Origin of the sequence: Rossellomorea oryzaecorticis (genome assembly GCF_045897515.1) — a bacterium.
Classification (GTDB): Bacteria; Bacillota; Bacilli; order Bacillales; family Bacillaceae_B; genus Rossellomorea; species Rossellomorea enclensis.
Window position 1 is genome coordinate 1 of the sequence record NZ_JBJOSA010000011.1, and the last position, 17,188, is coordinate 17,188.

Genomic DNA, 17,188 nt, shown 5'->3' on the forward strand with positions numbered 1-17,188 from the left:
AGTATGGCCACCTAATAACCATTTTCATTCTCTGTGGTGTATAGCTGATTTTTTGCGATACATGGATGACTGCGGGAGAAGTGGCTAACGTGAGACCCCGGAGGCGAAGCCGAGGAGGCTCACGAGACACCCGCGGAAAGCGTAGTCTTGCACGGAAATCAAAAGCGGCGGTGAAAATACCAAACTATTAAAAAATTTGACGAAAACCTCTTAGGGCAAGACGACAAAAGTCTTGTTCTTTTTTTTATGCGATGTGATAGCATGGAAAAAAATAGATAAGGGGAGGGTGGCGATGGTGGACAAACCTGACGGCAAGAAACAAATCTCCATCAAAATAAATGGCGAAAAAACGGAGTATGAAGAGGACATCCGCGTCCACGACTGGAAGCTGGGGAATGCTGAAGCGGCGGCAGGTGAAGAAAAACTTGAGGATACGGGCTTTGACTGGAACCTGGCGGATGAAACTCCTCCACCGCCAAAGGAATACAAAAAAATTAATTATGTGAGCGGCAAGAAAAAGAAGAATAAGAAATCATTCAAAAATCCATTCCAAGATTCTATCAATCTGATCATGTCCATTATCGGTGCGGTTGTTGTCGGTGCCGTACTGGGCTTCGGTACGTTGAAGGTCATCACGAATACTGACGGGGAAGCGGCTCCCGCTGCCACCTTGCAGGACGAAACCTCGGCAGGTATGACGGAAGGAAACGAATCGGCCGGTTCCGTTAAGCTGAAGGAACTGTCTACGGCTATCCTGCAGGGAGGGGTCTTTTCGACGAAAGAATCACTCGCTGCGATGCAGGACACCTTGACATCCAAAGGGATTTCCAGTGCGTCCGTTGAAAAAGACGGACAGTGGTTCCTCCTTTTGGGCGTTTCCGCCGATGTCGAGACAGCGAAGCTTCTAGGCGAAGACCTGAAAGGTGACGGAGTAGACGTATACGCCAAGGACTTTCAGCTTGGTGCAAAGGAAATCAAGGCAAGCAATAACGAAAAAGCATTTCTGGAGAAAGCGAACGGCCTCTATGCCATCCTTGCTGAAGAAAGCAGTAATGGAGTAGTGAGCGGGAAGGGGAATGAGTCGGCGGCAGGATCCATTGAGCCCGTGCTGAAAGAGATAGAAGCAATCGAAGTAACACAGGAGCCGATTGTCAAAATGAAAGAATCAATTCAAAATGCTGCCAAACAGACCGTCACCATGAAAACGAAAGAGGATGCCGAAAAGGTCCAGGGAGACCTGCTGGGCTACCTTGAATCTTACAGCAGTTTACAATAACTTCTGTATTACGACTATTTTCCGGGAAATAACCACTTAGGCGACAAGCTTACCGATGCTTGTCGCCTTCTGCTTGTTTAAGGAGGCAGAATTTGGTACTATTACTTTGTATCTCTCATTCTATACGCCGAAAGGACTGACAGGAAATGTCCAACCTCATACTTGCTTCACAATCTCCCCGCCGAAAAGATCTTCTTAAGCAGCTTCAACTTTCCTTCACCACCATCAGCAGCGACGTTGATGAAACCGTTGAACCACATTTGAAACCCCATGAAGTAGTTACGGAACTTGCGCTTAGAAAGGCAAAGGTCATAGCAATGAACCACAGTGATTCCTATGTATTGGGATCGGACACAGTAGTTGCATTAGGTGACGCCATCCTTGGCAAACCGCAAACGGACGAAGAAGCCAGAAGCATGCTGAACATGCTGTCCGGCAAAATACACTCGGTCTATACGGGTGTAGCGATCTTGAAAGGTGAAGAACAATCTCTATTTTATGAAAAAACAGATGTTGCGTTTTGGGAGCTTACACCTGCAGAGATCGAAGAATATATCGCATCCGAAGAACCATTTGACAAAGCGGGAGCCTACGGAATCCAAGGTCTTGGTGCAAAGCTCGTCAAGGAAATAAAAGGGGACTATTACGCGGTGGTCGGCCTGCCGATTTCCAAAGTCTACAGAGCTCTCCGCGAAATGGGATATCTTCAATAAGAAAGGCTCCTCTGACCGGCAAAGGAGGACCTATGGAAAAAACATTGGAAAAACCGAACAATTTGATGATCCGCGATTTCCCCCAGGATGAACGGCCGAGGGAACGCCTTATCCAAAGCGGGGCAGCCAGCCTGTCAAATCAGGAATTACTTGCGATCCTTCTCCGTACGGGTACGAAATCAGAATCTGTCCTGCAGCTTTCAAACAGGCTGCTGACAAGCTTCGACGGTTTGAATCTATTAAAAGATGCGTCCCTTGAAGAAATAACCAAAACAAAAGGCATCGGACTTGCCAAAGCGGTTCAGATCATGGCGGCAGTCGAGCTCGGCAGAAGGATCGGCAACCTTGCTTTCGATGACCGGTACAGCATAAGGTCCCCGGAAGATGGAGCCAACTATGTAATGAATGATATGCGGTTCTTAGCCCAGGAACACTTCGTTTGCCTTTACCTCAACACTAAAAATCAAGTTCTCCACAAACAGACCATATTCATCGGCAGCCTGAATGCTTCGATCGTCCACCCGCGGGAGGTGTTCAAGGAAGCGTTCCGCCGCTCGGCTGCGTCGATCATCTGTGTGCATAATCATCCATCAGGCGACCCCACCCCGAGCAGGGAAGATATCGAGGTGACGAAGAGATTGGTAGAATGCGGGCGCATCATCGGAATCGACATACTCGATCACCTGATCATCGGCGAGAAAAAATTTATCAGTTTAAAAGAAAAAGGGTATTTATGACACTAGGATTTTTTTAATGGTTACGATATAATTATCTTTATGATTTTTACTGACAATATGCTGATTCCAAGCGTAGCTCATTAAAAAAGAGTCGTCCCCTGAAGGACGAGTCTTTTCGTTATGTCATGAAGTATCAACTATTGTAAAAAAATTCGGGGAAGAAGAGTTTGGACAACTCTCCTTAGTTAAATAGAGACCAGTCAATTTGTATCAGAAAGGGAGATACCAGTAATGTTTGGAACGAAAGATTTAGGAATCGATTTAGGCACTGCCAATACTCTAGTGTACGTAAAAGGAAAAGGAATCGTCGTACGCGAGCCTTCCGTTGTTGCACTCCAAACGGATAATAAACAGATCGTCGCGGTCGGGAACGACGCTAAAAATATGATCGGAAGGACACCGGGGAATGTCGTGGCGCTGCGCCCGATGAAAGACGGGGTCATTGCTGATTACGAAACGACTGCCACCATGATGAAATATTACATAAAGCAGGCGACAATGAGTAAAAGCGTTTTTTCCAGAAAGCCTTATGTAATGGTATGTGTCCCTTCAGGAATCACAAGTGTGGAAGAGCGTGCCGTCATGGATGCGACCAGACAGGCCGGTGCAAGGGATGCCTATACCATCGAAGAGCCGTTTGCCGCTGCCATTGGAGCCAATCTTCCAGTCTGGGAACCTACTGGGAGCATGGTCGTCGATATCGGGGGAGGAACGACGGAGGTGGCGATCATCTCGCTCGGCGGGATCGTGACAAGCCAGTCCATCCGTGTGGCCGGTGATGAAATGGATGACAGCATCATCAACTATATCCGTAAAACGTATAACTTGATGATTGGTGACCGCACGGCGGAAACGATCAAGATGGAAGTAGGTTCAGCCGGGGTTTCCGAGGGCATTGAATCAATGGAAATCCGAGGACGCGACCTTTTGACAGGGCTTCCGAAAACGATTGAAGTGACAGCTGCTGAAATTGCATCTGCACTTCACGATACAGTTTATGCGATTGTCGATGCCGTCAAGACCACCCTGGAGAAGACACCTCCTGAACTGGCAGCCGATATCATGGACCGCGGAATCGTCCTTACCGGGGGAGGGGCGCTGCTCCGCAATATGGACAAGGTCATCAGTGAGGAAACAAAGATGCCAGTCCTTATCGCCGAAGAACCGCTCGACTGTGTGGCCATCGGTACCGGAAAAGCACTCGATCACATTCACTTATTCAAAAACCGCGGTAAATAATTCATTTTAATGAAGTGGGGACTGTTCCTTAAAGTACATTAGGGCGTCCCCATCTTTTTTCGCTTCCTGAATGTCGAAATAGTAAATAATTTGGAATGATATCAATATCGAAAAGATTTTGATATAGTATTTAATAGAATTAGGCTATGTTAAAGCATACAGTTTTTAAACTGTATCTAGCTGTTGATTGGAGTGCAAGGCGCAGACTCCAGCGGGAAAAGCGAGACAGGTGAGACTTGTCCAGCTGCGGGGCTTAGAGGCACACGGCATAAGGTAAACCGACCAAGAAGGCAGAAAGCGCCTTCGTGGCCGATTTACCTTATGCCACAAGCCTCTGAACAAAGCCCCTCCGCTTTTCTAACCCGCAGGAGCTTTAGCGACTAGGAGGCTCACCGGCCGCCCGCGGAAAGCGGAGTCTTGCACGGAAATCAACAGCGGTTTTTAACAGGCCAAGAATGAATAAAGGTTGAGGTGTACAGCATGCCACAATTCTTCCTGAATAAACGATTGATCATTCTGCTCGTCAGTATTATCGTTCTCGTAGCCTTGATCGGATTTTCACTGCGGGAAAGAGACAGCATCAGCTGGCCGGAGCAGTTTGTGAAAGATATGGTAGGATTCGGACAATCAATAGTTTCAAAGCCAGTAAATTACACAGGCGATATCATTGATAACGTGAAAGATCTCCAAAATACATACACGGAAAATGAAAAACTGAAATCCCGCCTTGATGAACTTGTGAAGCTCGAAACGCAGGTAAGGGACCTTAAACAGGATAATGAAGAACTGAGAGATGTCCTTAAGAAAAAAGAAGACCTTCGAAGTTATGACACGGTCCAGGCCACGGTCATTGCGAGAAACCCTGACCATTGGCAGGAATTGATCACGATCGACAAGGGTGAAGTCAATGGGATCAAATCCGATATGGCTGTCATTTCTGCAGCTGGCTTGATCGGTAAAGTCAAAAGCGTGAATGAATTTTCTTCGACCGTGGAGCTCATCTCCACGAACAATACGAAGAACCGCATTTCGACCGTCATTCAGGGTAAACAGGATATCAACGGCTGGATTGAAGGCTACGACAGCGATAAAAAAGAGATATTGGTCAAGAGAATACCGAACGACCTGAAAGTGGAGAAAGGTTCGAAAGTCATCACCTCGGGGCTCGGAGGAGTATTTCCAAAAGGTCTGGTTGTAGGTGAAGTAAAAGAGGTCAAGCCGGATCAATACGGCCTGACTCAGACTGCTTATGTCAAACCGGCAGCCGACTTTTACCACTTGGAACACGTGATGGTGATCGACCGCGAGATGAAGGGCGTTTCTGATTCACAGGCTGAAGAGGAAACCGGGGAGGAAGAGCAATGATCAACAGGCTCATCCTTCCTTTGGTGACTCTGCTGATTTTCTACAGTGAGAGTCTGTTTGTCCTCCTTTTTCCAAGCGCGGAATTATTCGATCAGCGTATCCTGGTCCCTCATTTCCTGATCATCTTCATTCTTTTTATATGCGGTTTCTTTCAATATAAAACGGCCCTCTTATACGGATTCATCTTTGGGTTCCTGTTTGATATCTTCTATACTGAAATCAATGGGATTTACCTTGTGTTCTTTCCATTTGTTGTTTTCCTGACGCATGCGATGATGAAGGTGCTGCACAATAATCTGTTTGTATTCGCGGTGATTGTGCTGGTGAACCTTTCTGTCCTTGAATTCCTGGTCTATCAGATCAATGTCATCATCAAGCACACGGATATGACGCTCATTCAATTTGCCGACTTGCGCCTGTGGCCTACATTGGCACTGAATGCCGTCTTTTATATCATCTTTGCCTATCCACTCAAAGTGTTCATGCAGCGGAAGCAGAAGCAGCTGCTTGAAGATTGATGATGGAAAGTAATGTTATATTTTCGTATAAAAATCGCGGAAATTGTCCTATGAAAAAAGGAAATAAATAAGCTAATGTCGAATTCATAGACGACTGAGGTGAAAAATCGCGCCATGAAAAAGAAACCAAATGTAATGATCAAGGGTACCAAGGAAGGACTGACCCTTCATCTCAATGATCAATGCTCGTTCGATGAACTGAAGAAAGAGTTGGACGAAAAGCTGTCGGCACATTATCGTGAAACGGAAGGAACCCCGCTGCTCACGGTTAATATACAAACGGGCAACCGCTATCTGACAGAAGATCAAGTGGAAGAGCTGAAGGAGATCGTCAGACAGAAACGCAATCTGGTAGTGAATGAAGTATGGAGTAATGTCGTCACAAAAAATGAAGCAGAAAAATTAATGAACGAACGAAACATAGAAACCATAACGGGTGTCATCCGCTCCGGGCAGGTGATCGAAACACCGGGGGATATGCTGATCGTCGGCGATGTCAACCCGGGCGGAAGGATCCTTGCAGGAGGGAACATCTACATAATGGGTGCTTTGAAAGGCATTGCCCATGCAGGCTGCAACGGGAACACGGAAGCGGTCATCGTCGCTTCCAAAATGCTTCCCTCCCAGCTGCGCATCGCTGAATGCCTGAATCGAGCACCTGACCGGCCGCTAGACGAAGACCAGCATGATATGGAATGTGCCTATATCGATGAGCAGGGTCAGATCATCGTCGACCGCCTGCAGGTACTGAAGCATCTCAGACCAAATATTACGAGTTTTAAAGGAGGAAGCTAATGTGGGTGAAGCCATAGTTGTTACTTCAGGTAAAGGTGGAGTGGGCAAGACCACCACTTCTGCCAATGTTGGTACAGCATTAGCTCTACAAGGCAAGAAAGTCTGCCTGATCGATACGGATATCGGTCTCAGGAACCTGGATGTTGTCATGGGGCTTGAGAACAGGATCATCTACGATCTTGTAGATGTCGTGGAAGGCCGCTGCAAAATCCACCAGGCGCTTGTGAAGGATAAACGGTTCGAGGATAAATTATTCCTTCTCCCTGCCGCACAGACCAGCGATAAATCGGCGGTGAATCCCGATCAGATGAAAAAACTGGTGACGGACCTGAAACAGGATTATGACTATATCATCATCGACTGCCCCGCGGGGATCGAACAGGGCTACAAAAATGCAGTGGCGGGCGCAGATCGTGCCATCGTGGTCACAACCCCTGAGATTTCAGCAGTCCGTGATGCCGACCGGATCATCGGGCTTCTTGAAAAAGAGGAAATCGAACCACCTAAATTGATCATCAACCGCATCCGCAGCCATATGATGAAAAACGGTGAAGCACTCGATGTAGACGAAATCACTGCGCACTTATCCATCGATCTTCTGGGGATTGTGGCGGATGACGATAATGTCATCAAATCATCCAATAAGGGTGAACCGATTGCGCTCGATTCCACAAGCAAAGCGTCGATTGCCTACCGGAATATCGCGAGGCGCATCCTCGGGGAATCCGTCCCTCTTCAATCGCTTGAAGACAGCAAACCGGGAATGTTCTCTAAAATCAAGAGACTATTCGGTGTTAAAGCTTAATAGATAAATAGACTTTCCAAATCCGTCAGTGTCCAAATGGACACTGACGGTTTTTTTTATTTTTCCTGCAGCGGGATGCTGTTGTGCCAGGCACAAACGACTTGATTTGAGCCAGGCACAAACGGCATGATTTGAGCCAGGCACAAACGGCATGATTTGAGCCAGGCACAAACGGCATGATTTGAGCCAGGCACAAACGCCCTGATTTGAGCCAGGCTCAATACCCCGGTTCCGAGCTGGCTTAAACCGGACAATCTGAGCCAGGCACCACTCTTCAGTCCCGATCCAAATTCCCCGCTGTTTTGTCTTATTTCACGAATATTCCCTTCGGACAAGTCATACATTGTAGCATGAGATTAGTACAGGCTCGTTTTGCGCGGGGCCGGTTAATACCTTATAAAAAGGAATGGTGTTCATGGGGAATCGAGCGGATGAAATCAGAAAGCGGATAGCGAAACGAAAGAGGACGACGAATAAAACAACGACTCAGCGGGGATATTCAAACAGCTCTTATTTTCTGCCGAGTGATGAGGAACGATATGGGGCAGAGCGATATTCGAGCTTTGAAGGGGGGCCGCCGCCGGAAGGGTTTCATCCATTATTCAAAAAAGAGACATTCATGATGAAAATCCTCGGCGCAGGCATCATGGTGCTGATCACGGCAATCATGTTCAAGAGCCCTTCTCCTGTTTTCGATGAAGCGAAGACTGTAGTCAATCGCACGCTGGAAACCGAGTTCCAGTTCGCCGCCATTTCCTCATGGTATGAAGAGCAGTTCGGTAAACCGCTGGCATTGCTGCCCGGCGGCACGGAGGAAAAGAACGCATCTTCTGAAGAAGTGAGCACAGAGGAATATGCACGTCCCGTGGCAGGGAAAGTCGTTGAAAATTTTAAGACGAATGGCCAGGGGATCATGCTGGAAACAGAATTTGGCGAGGATGTAGCCGCGATGAAGGGGGGCTTGATCATTTTTGCAGGAAAAAAGGATGAGCTGGGGAATACCGTCGTCATCCAGCATAAAGATAAGTCCGAATCATGGTACGGCCATCTTGAATCGATTGATGTCAATCAATATGAATATGTGGATAAAGGCGCCGCAGTCGGGAAAGTCTCAACGAGCGGCGAAAGCGATGTCTCCGGGGAATTTTATTTTGCCATCAAAATGGGTGATGAATTCATCGACCCGATACAGGTGATATCATTTGACTAATATAACTTCGGCAGTAAAGAAACTTTATATTCACCCGCTGCTCTGGCTTGTGATGGCGATCGGCATCGCGACGGCTCATTTCCTTGAGCTGATCATGCTTCTTTTGATCATCACCATTCATGAGCTGGGTCACGGGGTGACAGCTCACTATTTTTCCTGGAGGGTGAAGCGGATCGCGCTCCTCCCTTTCGGCGGAGTGGCTGAGATGGATGAGCACGGAAACCGTTCCCTTCGCGAGGAGTTCTGGGTGATTGCGGCAGGCCCTCTTCAGCATGTCTGGCTTGTGGGTGCTGGATGGTTATTGATGAAAGGAAGCTTCATCAGCTGGGATCTTTTCATCCTGTTCTTTCGATTGAATCTTATGGTGCTTCTTTTTAATTTACTGCCGATCTGGCCACTGGACGGCGGAAAGCTGATTTCCTTATTGCTTTCCCTGAAATTTAATTATTTGAAAGCATACGAAATGACGCTGATCAGTTCCTTTGCGCTCCTGATCTTGTTTCATTTATCCATACTGGTGATTGCGCCGCTTCATTTAAATCTGTGGATCGTGCTGTCATTCCTGTATTTTTCCTTGTGGATGGACTGGAAGCAGAGGAGGTATAACTTCATGAAGTTCCTGCTCGAGCGATATTACGGGAACAGCCATCAGTACGCTGATCTGCGCCCCCTGCCGATTGAAGGGGAAGATACTCTTTTAACGGTAGTGGAACGGTTTCAACGGGGTGTGAAGCATCCGCTTGTCGTTCTGGACAAGGGAACGGAAGTCGGAAAGCTTGATGAATATGAACTGCTTCATGCATTCTTTGCCGAAAAGATGACCCATGCCAAAACGAAGGATCTTCTCTACCTTTATTGACGAATGCACACAGACTGTTTAAAGTGAATAGTGGATATTACACAAAGGTTTGACGTCAAGTCAATCCTTTTCTTTTTTTAAAAATGACTTGTTTTACATAGAAAAGAGGGAGCCTCTGTTGGAAGAAATCATTGTGCATGGAAAAGGCAGGGAAAAACGATGGGTTCTGCGTAGGGATCAAAAGGTCGGCGGACTGTATACGTATCAGCCTCAGGAAGAAACGCTGGCCGGGAATATTTATTACGGAAAAGTGGTGAAGGTGCAAAAGGGACTCGGAGCTGCATTCGTGGATATCGGGCAGAATAAGAACGGATATCTCCATGAGAAGGACTTCCCGCAAAACGTTGCGGCATATAACAGCGGGACGGCGGCTGTGCCGATCTCGAAATGTGTGCATGAAGGCCAGAAAATCATCGTACAGGTAACGAAGGATGCCGCCGGCACCAAGGGACCGAAACTGACCGCCGTCATCGAGCTCAAGGGAGAGCATCTTGTCTATATGCCGGAGGGTCATTATATCGCCGTATCAAAAAAGTTGGAAGACAAGGACAGACGGGAATTGAAACGGCTCGGCAATGAGTGGAAGAAGGAAGAAGAAGGAGTCGTATTCCGTACAAAGGCACGTGGCGCGGATAGGGAATTGCTGGTGGAAGAACTAGATGTACTGCGCCTCCAGTTTGAAGCTTTTGAGCGGTTGAGCCGGAGAGGGAAGGCCCCTTCCCTGCTCCTAAAAGAGGATGCCTTCTATAAGGATCTCTTCAACCAATTGGATAAAGGAGAAGGCGGGCACGTGTATGTGGATGATTTTGAATGCTTTGAACAGATCAGAAACTGGACGGAGGCCAATTTTAAAGGGAAATGGTCGGTCGGACACTATCAGCAGAGGGAAAATATCTTCCAGCATTACGGTGTAGCCTCTGTTTGGAAGAACGCCCTTAAAAAAGTGGTGTGGCTTGATAACGGGGCATTCCTGCTGATTGAATCGACTGAAGCCCTTACCGTTGTCGATGTCAATTCAGGCAAATTCACGGGCAAGGATGACCTTGAACAAACCGTGCTGAAAACAAATACACTCGCTGCTGCCGAGATGGCGAAGCAGCTTGTCCTCCGCAATATCAGCGGCATCATCCTGATCGATTTCATCGATATGAAAAAGAAGGGTCACCAGGAGGAAGTCATATCCGCATTCAAGGAAGCCCTTGAAGGGGATTCCCAGCGCACCACCGTATTGGGATTCACCGAACTCGGTGTCCTGGAATTGACAAGAAAGAGGACCCGTCCGTCCCTGAACGACTATTTGACGGTTCCATGTCCTGTCTGCAGCGGGACCGGCCGGATCGTAAGCCCTGAAAGCAAAGCCTTTCAGCTCGAGAGGGATCTGTGGGAATATCAGGGGGCGGATGCATCGGAAATTTCCATTGAAGGGACGGAAGATGTGCTGCGTGTTTTTGCCGGCAGTGATCAGCGCCATCGGAAAAGGCTGGAAAAAGTATTGAAGCTGAAACTGGATCTTCACACGATCACCCATTCACATCCGCATTATCATATTGCGAAGATCATATGAATTTCGGGAATTATATTGACACCCCCTGACGAAATGTGATAGGATTCTAATGTTATTGATTGTAGCACCCGTGCTACAACCGCTCAGAACAGGTCTTAAAGTGTGGAGTGATCCAGCACCTGTGATTGGCGAGTCTGAGTTTATTAAGGAGGTGCGATTATGTACGCAATTATCGAAACAGGTGGTAAGCAAATCCGTGTAGAATCTGGTCAAGCAATCTACATCGAAAAGCTAAACGCAGGTGAAGGTGATACGGTTACATTCGACAAGGTTCTTTTCGTTGGAGGCGACGATGTGAAAGTAGGAAGTCCATTAGTGGATGGAGCTACTGTAACAGCGAAAGTTGAAAAACAAGGCCGCGCGAAAAAGCTTGTAGTATTCAAATACAAAGCTAAGAAGAACTACCGTCGTAAGCAAGGTCACCGTCAACCTTACACAAAAGTTGTAATTGACGAAATCAACGCGTAAGGCGTGATTGAATGATTAACGTTTACGTTGAGAAGTCCGGCGGAAGGATTCGTTCTTTCTCAATGGACGGTCATGCAGATTTTGCCGAACATGGGCAGGATATCGTATGTGCCGGTGCCTCTGCTGTTTCATTCGGAAGCGTCAATGCCATCATGTCATTGACCGGAATAGAACCCGATATCGAGCAATCTGCCGATGGGGGATATTTCAGCTGCGTCTTTCCAGACGGCTTGCCTGAAGAAACGGATTCGAAGGTCCAGCTCCTGCTGAATGGTATGGTGATCAGCCTGCAGACAATTGAAAGAGACTATCGTGATTTCATTAAAATAACCTTCAAAAAGTAGGAGGTGGAACAGATGTTAAGATTAGACCTTCAGTTTTTCGCGTCTAAAAAAGGAGTAGGTTCGACTAAAAACGGACGTGACTCTATTGCTAAGCGTCTTGGCGCTAAGCGTGCAGACGGTCAAATGGTTACAGGCGGATCTATCCTTTACCGTCAACGCGGTACAAAGATCTATCCAGGATTGAACGTTGGCCGTGGTGGTGACGATACACTTTTTGCTAAAACAGACGGTGTTGTTCGTTTCGAACGCATGGGACGTGACAAGAAAAAAGTGAGCGTATACCCTGTTGCGAATGAAGCTTAATCGCATATCTTTAACGAAAACTCTAACCGACTTTCGGTTAGAGTTTTATTTTTTGAAGATGGGTTTGTCGGATAGGATAGGCATAGTGGATGGTATCGGTTGAGCCGGCTGGTGGTTGAACGGTCCATATCCGATCAGGCGGTCGAATAACGGATTTGATAATATAATTGGATTTTTGATAATAAAACCTTGGTTTTTGATAATATAATCGATTTTTTGATAATAAATGTCCTGTTTTTGATAATATAACGGTCCCGGCACTGATGATTCATTCAGAACTGGGGTTCACGGATAGCGGCTCGAGCTGTTTTTTCTCCCATATTGTCAGTTTTACTGCTAACATCATCGGTTTTGTCCTTAATCGAACCATTTATTTTCAACTTTCATCGGTTTATTTTTAAGGCCTGAGGGTTTGTTTTCAAGTCCAGAAGGTTTATTTTCAACTCAGACGATTTATCTTCAACCACAACCCGCATATTTCCAACCGCCATCCAGCTCAAATCATCACTGCCAGCCACGCATCATCTATCCTGTCATTCACCCAATCAACATGATGATCCCGTCCTTTCGACACTTTTTTCATAAACAATATACGCACAAGGCTCATGTTTGATATACTAACTAGTAGCACTTAAAGTATAGGAGTTATTATATGAGCGAAAATAGGGGTATTCTGGACGCACTTAGACATGCTCGTCATGATTGGATGAACGATTTGCAATTGATCAAAGGCAATCTTGAATTGAACAGGATCGAGCGTGCGAAGCAAGTCATAGACACCATGGTGATTACAGCGCAGAACGAATCGAAACTATCGAATCTGAAACTTCCATTATTGGCAGAATGGATTTTAACATATAACTGGTCCACACATCTGGTGAAACTGGAGTTCGAAGTGGGGGCAGCAGGGTATGCAGGCACGCTGGATGACCAAAAGCTCGTTCTCATTTGCAAAGAATTGATGGAACTTCTTGAATCCGGTGTGAAGCCCAGTGCTGAAAACCAGCTTTCTTTGATCATCAATCTTTCTGAGGAACATCCCCGTTTTATATTTGATTTCACAGGTATACTAGAAGAAACGGATGTTTTGGAAGAATGGATTGAGAAATTCAAGCTAAGCGGAAAAAATATAGAAATAGAACTGCTTCAAAAAGAAGCGTTTGTGATTCATTTTCCTGTTGAATAGCATGTTCACCATGATATCAGCTGAAGGATGGATAAGTTAGGAGTGAAAGTATGTTTGTCGATCAGGTCAAGATCTATACAAAAGGCGGAGACGGCGGTAACGGAATGGTTGCCTTCCGCCGCGAAAAATATGTACCGAAAGGCGGTCCTGCAGGCGGGGACGGCGGTCATGGGGCAGATGTCGTGTTTGAAGTGGACGAAGGTCTCAGAACGCTGATGGATTTTCGTTATCAGCGTCATTTCAAGGCGCCGCGCGGGGAACACGGCATGAGCAAGAACCAGCATGGAAGGAATGCCGAGGATATGGTCGTCAAGGTGCCGCCTGGTACGGTTGTGAAAGACGATGATACCGGCGAAACGATTGCTGACTTAACACAGCACGGACAGCGTGCGGTCATTACAAGAGGCGGACGCGGAGGACGCGGCAACTCGCGTTTTGCTACTCCAGCAAACCCTGCACCTGAGCTTTCCGAAAAAGGTGAACCGGGTCAGGAACGCTATATCATCATGGAATTGAAACTGCTTGCCGATGTCGGTCTTGTCGGTTTTCCGAGTGTCGGGAAATCCACATTGTTATCCGTCGTATCTGCAGCGAAACCTAAGATTGCTTCCTATCACTTCACGACGATCGTCCCGAACCTTGGAATGGTCGAAACAGCAGACGGAAGAAGCTTTGTCATGGCGGACCTGCCTGGGCTGATCGAAGGGGCGCATGAAGGAGTGGGGCTCGGCCACCAATTCCTCCGCCACATCGAAAGGACCCGCGTCATCGTACATGTGATCGATATGAGCGGAATGGAGGGGCGCGACCCTTACGAAGATTATCTGACGATCAACGAAGAGTTGAAGCAGTATAATCTCCGCCTTACAGAACGCCCGCAGATCATCGTGGCGAACAAGATGGATATGCCGGAAGCGGAAGAAAACCTGAAAATCTTCAAGGAAAAACTCCAGGATGATTATCCGGTCTTCCCGATTTCAGCATTTACCCAGCAAGGATTGAAGGAGCTGTTGTTTGCTGTTGCAGACAAGCTTGAGACTGCAGAAGAATTCCCTATCCAGGAAGAAGTGGAAACAGGGGTTCATCGTGTCGTTTACAGGCATGAAGAAGACCAGAGGGATTTCGAAATCACGCGTGATCCTGATGGTACATTTGTTGTCAGCGGAGCGAAGATCGAACGTCTATTCAAGATGACGGACTTCTCCCGCGAGGATTCTGTCAGACGTTTCGCAAGACAGCTCCGTTCTTACGGTGTGGATGATGCACTCCGCGAGCGCGGTGCCGAAAACGGCGACACGATCCGATTATTGAAATATGAATTTGAATTCGTTGATTAAGCCTGGTCATATTGGGGGAGTAATCATTGGGAAAAAAATTTCAGGACGGTAAATTTTATCTGGTCCGTGAAGATGTCCTGCCGGAAGCGATGAAAAAAACGCTCGATGCCAAAGAACTGATCGAACGAGGGAAGGCTGAATCAGTTTGGGAAGCCGTCAACCGTGTCGATCTGAGCAGGAGTGCATTTTATAAATACCGCGACACCGTCTTCCCTTTCCATACGGTGGTAAAAGAGAGGATCATCACCCTCTTTTTCCATCTTGAAGACAGGTCGGGTACACTATCGCATCTTCTCAGTGAAACGGCGAAGCACGGATGCAATATATTGACCATACACCAGACGATCCCGCTGCAGGGAAGAGCGAATGTGACGCTCTCCCTGAACGTAACGGACCTAACCGTCGGGTTGGAAGAACTATTGGCAGGGTTAAGACGACTGGAATTTGTCGAAAAAGTAGAAGTGTTGGGCTCAGGGGCCTGACACTTCTTTTTTTGAGGTTGATCTTCATAAGCCAACTTGCCCAAGAAGGCAAAGAACGCCTTCGTGTCCGATTAATCTCCTCTGAACAAAGCCCTTCCACTTTTCTTCCCGGAGGCTCACGGGTCATCCGCGGAAAGCGAACTCTTGCACGGAAATCAACAGCGGCGTTTAATACAACTATCTTTTTAAAAAGATGTATATACAAAACCATCATCCGCGTGTTAGAATGTTCAATAAATTTCTCGAGAGGAAGAGACCCATTGAAAATTGCTTACCTAGGACCTCAGGCTTCATTCACGGACCTGGCCGTGAGGAAGGCATTTCCTGATGAACATCAAGTTCCATGCGTGACGATACCGGACTGCATCGAGGCAGTCATTGAAGATGAAGTTGATTATGCGGTGGTCCCGCTGGAGAACGCCCTGGAGGGATCAGTACATATTACGGTCGATTATTTATTTCATGAAGCGGATTTATCCATCGTGGCCGAGCTGACTTCACCGATCCAGCAGCATCTGATGGTACACCCGGAGAACAGCGGGGGTGAACGGAGAATAGAGAAGATCATGTCTCATTCCCATGCACTCGCCCAGTGCCATAAATTCCTGCACAAAGCGTACCGGGGGACTCCCCTCGAACAGACAACCTCCACTGCGGCGGCAGCCAAATATGTCAGTGAGCACCCGGGGGAAAAGAATGCGGCCATCGGGAATGAACTGGCAGCAAAAGAGTATGGACTCTCGATCAGCCATGAGAATATCCATGACTTTGCGTATAACCACACCCGTTTCATTGTGCTGCATAAAAAAAGTCATCCGCTTGCGATTGAGCAAAACAAATCGGAAGACAAGACGACTCTGATGGTGACACTTCCGAAAGACCGGTCGGGTGCGCTTCATCAGGTCCTGTCCACCTTTGCATGGAGACAGCTCAATTTGAGCAAGATCGAGTCGAGGCCGCTGAAAACCGGGCTAGGGGATTATTTCTTCCTCATCGACGTAGCCCATGGGATGGACGAGGTATTGCTTCCGGGTGCGATCAGCGAGATGGAGGCCCTTGGATGTGAGGTCAAGATGATCGGGACGTATTCATCCTATATGCTTGATCAATAAACGGAAAGGCAGCTTCTTTTTATAAAAAGGGGCTGACTTTTCCATGAATGCCTTTCATTCAAGGATTGTATTCTATTATCTGGAGTATGCAGGGTATTTTGAACGTGCGCAGGGTGGCCTGCAAAGTTTCATGCTCGAAATTTCTGTATTTACGCTCGAAAAATTGAATATATGCTCGGAAGCGATCCGATTATGCTCGAAATCCCAGATAAATGCTCGGATACAGACTCCAGACTATCGTTATACCCTATACCATTTGCAAGACTCCAAAAAAGCCCCCGGCCGAATTTCAGCCGGGGGCTCATATCAACTATAAGACTTCATCAAAAAGCCTGCTTCCTCAAGTGCATGTTCGGCTTTCTTCAATGTTGCCTCGTCTTGAGCCATAAGGGTGTGCAGATGCACGCCGTCCGTCAATTCAGAAAGGTAAGCGGCCTGTGTCTCTTGGATCTTCGTTAAAAACTGCTCCACTTCCTTCCGGTTCGACACCATGATGGAGGCTGTCAGGTCACCGTATACGCCGTGCTCGATTTTTACGTCCTTCACGGTGACACCGTGGTCGACCAGCAGGAATAACTCCTCTTCGGCCCTTTCAGGGGGATGCTGACAAGCAACGATCCGCTCAATCATCGAGTCGCGATTGGAGCTCGGCATGTAGAGGTACCCTTGACTCGTTGCGATGATCGGCTCCCCTTTTGCTTTAAGAAGGGTGATGTCACTGACGATGACCTGCCGGCTTACATTGGCGGTCTTGGCCAGTTCACCTCCTGTGATCGGGGCCTGTTTAGTTATGAGGTGGTCGAGGATGACTTGACGTCTCTCATCTCCAAGAATCTTTTTACCTGCCACTGCTATCTCCTCCGTACTATTTTTAT

The 17,188-nt window shown here is 47.3% G+C and carries 19 protein-coding genes and 1 other annotated feature; of the genes, 18 read left to right on the top strand and 1 reads right to left on the bottom strand.

All coding sequences use genetic code 11. From position 1 onward, the window contains the following. The first annotated feature begins 292 nt into the window (after positions 1–292). From ACKA06_RS13345 to pheA, 18 genes are all read left to right on the top strand, one after another. Positions 293–1,276 carry a hypothetical protein gene (locus tag ACKA06_RS13345; RefSeq protein WP_411159883.1) on the top strand — a complete coding sequence of 328 codons (984 nt, stop codon included), beginning with the start codon at positions 293–295 and terminating at the stop codon, positions 1,274–1,276. A 146-nt stretch (positions 1,277–1,422) separates the two neighbouring features. Then, positions 1,423–1,989: a Maf family protein gene (locus ACKA06_RS13350; protein WP_411159884.1), complete on the top strand. Its 567-nt coding sequence runs from the start codon at positions 1,423–1,425 to the stop codon at positions 1,987–1,989. A 32-nt stretch (positions 1,990–2,021) separates the two neighbouring features. Next, entirely contained in the window at positions 2,022–2,726 is a 705-nt protein-coding gene (gene radC / locus ACKA06_RS13355; protein ID WP_032087486.1) for a RadC family protein, read from the top strand. 231 nt (positions 2,727–2,957) lie between these two features. Continuing rightward, positions 2,958–3,965, top strand: coding sequence for a rod shape-determining protein (locus ACKA06_RS13360; protein WP_411159885.1), 1,008 nt, complete (start codon positions 2,958–2,960; stop codon positions 3,963–3,965). A gap of 480 nt (positions 3,966–4,445) precedes the next feature. After that, positions 4,446–5,330, top strand: coding sequence for a rod shape-determining protein MreC (gene mreC, locus ACKA06_RS13365; RefSeq protein WP_064564393.1), 885 nt, complete (start codon positions 4,446–4,448; stop codon positions 5,328–5,330). Then, positions 5,327–5,848 carry a rod shape-determining protein MreD gene (gene mreD / locus ACKA06_RS13370; RefSeq protein ID WP_058297888.1) on the top strand — a complete coding sequence of 174 codons (522 nt, stop codon included), beginning with the start codon at positions 5,327–5,329 and terminating at the stop codon, positions 5,846–5,848. The genes mreC and mreD overlap by 4 nt, the downstream gene beginning before the upstream one ends. Positions 5,849–5,962: 114 nt before the next feature. After that, positions 5,963–6,643, top strand: a complete 681-nt coding sequence (gene minC, locus ACKA06_RS13375) for a septum site-determining protein MinC (RefSeq protein ID WP_032087489.1) — start codon at positions 5,963–5,965, stop codon at positions 6,641–6,643. Between the two features lies 1 nt (position 6,644). Continuing rightward, the gene (minD, locus tag ACKA06_RS13380; protein WP_058297887.1) at positions 6,645–7,448 is read left to right on the top strand and encodes a septum site-determining protein MinD; all 804 of its coding nucleotides are present in this window, start codon (positions 6,645–6,647) and stop codon (positions 7,446–7,448) included. A 415-nt stretch (positions 7,449–7,863) separates the two neighbouring features. Further along, positions 7,864–8,658, top strand: coding sequence for a M23 family metallopeptidase (locus tag ACKA06_RS13385; protein ID WP_032087491.1), 795 nt, complete (start codon positions 7,864–7,866; stop codon positions 8,656–8,658). After that, positions 8,651–9,517, top strand: a complete 867-nt coding sequence (locus ACKA06_RS13390; protein ID WP_411159886.1) for a M50 family metallopeptidase — start codon at positions 8,651–8,653, stop codon at positions 9,515–9,517. The genes ACKA06_RS13385 and ACKA06_RS13390 overlap by 8 nt, the downstream gene beginning before the upstream one ends. A 118-nt stretch (positions 9,518–9,635) precedes the next feature. Beyond that, on the top strand, positions 9,636–11,081 hold the full coding sequence (locus ACKA06_RS13395) for an Rne/Rng family ribonuclease (protein ID WP_411159887.1): 1,446 nt from the start codon (positions 9,636–9,638) through the stop codon (positions 11,079–11,081). A 67-nt stretch (positions 11,082–11,148) separates the two neighbouring features. After that, positions 11,149–11,227: a sequence feature (ribosomal protein L21 leader region), on the top strand. Positions 11,228–11,240: 13 nt separating this feature from the next. After that, positions 11,241–11,549, top strand: coding sequence for a 50S ribosomal protein L21 (gene rplU, locus ACKA06_RS13400; RefSeq protein ID WP_411159888.1), 309 nt, complete (start codon positions 11,241–11,243; stop codon positions 11,547–11,549). 11 nt (positions 11,550–11,560) lie between these two features. Then, positions 11,561–11,893: a ribosomal-processing cysteine protease Prp gene (locus tag ACKA06_RS13405; protein ID WP_032087494.1), complete on the top strand. Its 333-nt coding sequence runs from the start codon at positions 11,561–11,563 to the stop codon at positions 11,891–11,893. A 12-nt stretch (positions 11,894–11,905) separates the two neighbouring features. Beyond that, positions 11,906–12,196 (top strand): 50S ribosomal protein L27, encoded by a 291-nt coding sequence (gene rpmA, locus ACKA06_RS13410; protein ID WP_032087495.1) that lies wholly within the window; start codon positions 11,906–11,908, stop codon positions 12,194–12,196. Between the two features lie 652 nt (positions 12,197–12,848). Continuing rightward, a complete protein-coding gene (locus ACKA06_RS13415; protein WP_032087496.1) occupies positions 12,849–13,382 on the top strand; it encodes a Spo0B C-terminal domain-containing protein in 534 nt (177 codons plus the stop codon). Between the two features lie 50 nt (positions 13,383–13,432). Beyond that, entirely contained in the window at positions 13,433–14,719 is a 1,287-nt protein-coding gene (obgE, locus tag ACKA06_RS13420) for a GTPase ObgE (protein ID WP_032087497.1), read from the top strand. A 26-nt stretch (positions 14,720–14,745) separates the two neighbouring features. Continuing rightward, complete coding sequence (locus tag ACKA06_RS13425) at positions 14,746–15,201, top strand: ACT domain-containing protein (protein WP_058297884.1); 456 nt, start codon at positions 14,746–14,748, stop codon at positions 15,199–15,201. Positions 15,202–15,461: 260 nt separating this feature from the next. Then, positions 15,462–16,313, top strand: coding sequence for a prephenate dehydratase (gene pheA, locus ACKA06_RS13430; protein WP_058297883.1), 852 nt, complete (start codon positions 15,462–15,464; stop codon positions 16,311–16,313). A gap of 306 nt (positions 16,314–16,619) precedes the next feature. On the opposite strand, the gene ACKA06_RS13435 is transcribed toward pheA, so the two are convergent. Continuing rightward, positions 16,620–17,162: a transcription repressor NadR gene (locus tag ACKA06_RS13435; protein WP_032087501.1), complete on the bottom strand. Its 543-nt coding sequence runs from the start codon at positions 17,160–17,162 to the stop codon at positions 16,620–16,622. Positions 17,163–17,188 lie beyond the last annotated feature (26 nt).

Excerpts from the sequence above, each read along its gene's own strand:
- mreD (WP_058297888.1), top strand. The coding sequence starts at position 5,327 with ATGATCAACAGGCTCATCCTTCCTTTGGTGACTCTGCTGATTTTCTAC.
- ACKA06_RS13385 (WP_032087491.1), top strand. The coding sequence starts at position 7,864 with ATGGGGAATCGAGCGGATGAAATCAGAAAGCGGATAGCGAAACGAAAG.
- rplU (WP_411159888.1), top strand. The coding sequence starts at position 11,241 with ATGTACGCAATTATCGAAACAGGTGGTAAGCAAATCCGTGTAGAATCT.
- ACKA06_RS13360 (WP_411159885.1), top strand. The coding sequence starts at position 2,958 with ATGTTTGGAACGAAAGATTTAGGAATCGATTTAGGCACTGCCAATACT.
- ACKA06_RS13405 (WP_032087494.1), top strand. The coding sequence starts at position 11,561 with ATGATTAACGTTTACGTTGAGAAGTCCGGCGGAAGGATTCGTTCTTTC.
- ACKA06_RS13345 (WP_411159883.1), top strand. The coding sequence starts at position 293 with ATGGTGGACAAACCTGACGGCAAGAAACAAATCTCCATCAAAATAAAT.
- obgE (WP_032087497.1), top strand. The coding sequence starts at position 13,433 with ATGTTTGTCGATCAGGTCAAGATCTATACAAAAGGCGGAGACGGCGGT.
- ACKA06_RS13415 (WP_032087496.1), top strand. The coding sequence starts at position 12,849 with ATGAGCGAAAATAGGGGTATTCTGGACGCACTTAGACATGCTCGTCAT.
- minC (WP_032087489.1), top strand. The coding sequence starts at position 5,963 with ATGAAAAAGAAACCAAATGTAATGATCAAGGGTACCAAGGAAGGACTG.
- radC (WP_032087486.1), top strand. The coding sequence starts at position 2,022 with ATGGAAAAAACATTGGAAAAACCGAACAATTTGATGATCCGCGATTTC.
- rpmA (WP_032087495.1), top strand. The coding sequence starts at position 11,906 with ATGTTAAGATTAGACCTTCAGTTTTTCGCGTCTAAAAAAGGAGTAGGT.
- mreC (WP_064564393.1), top strand. The coding sequence starts at position 4,446 with ATGCCACAATTCTTCCTGAATAAACGATTGATCATTCTGCTCGTCAGT.
- ACKA06_RS13350 (WP_411159884.1), top strand. The coding sequence starts at position 1,423 with ATGTCCAACCTCATACTTGCTTCACAATCTCCCCGCCGAAAAGATCTT.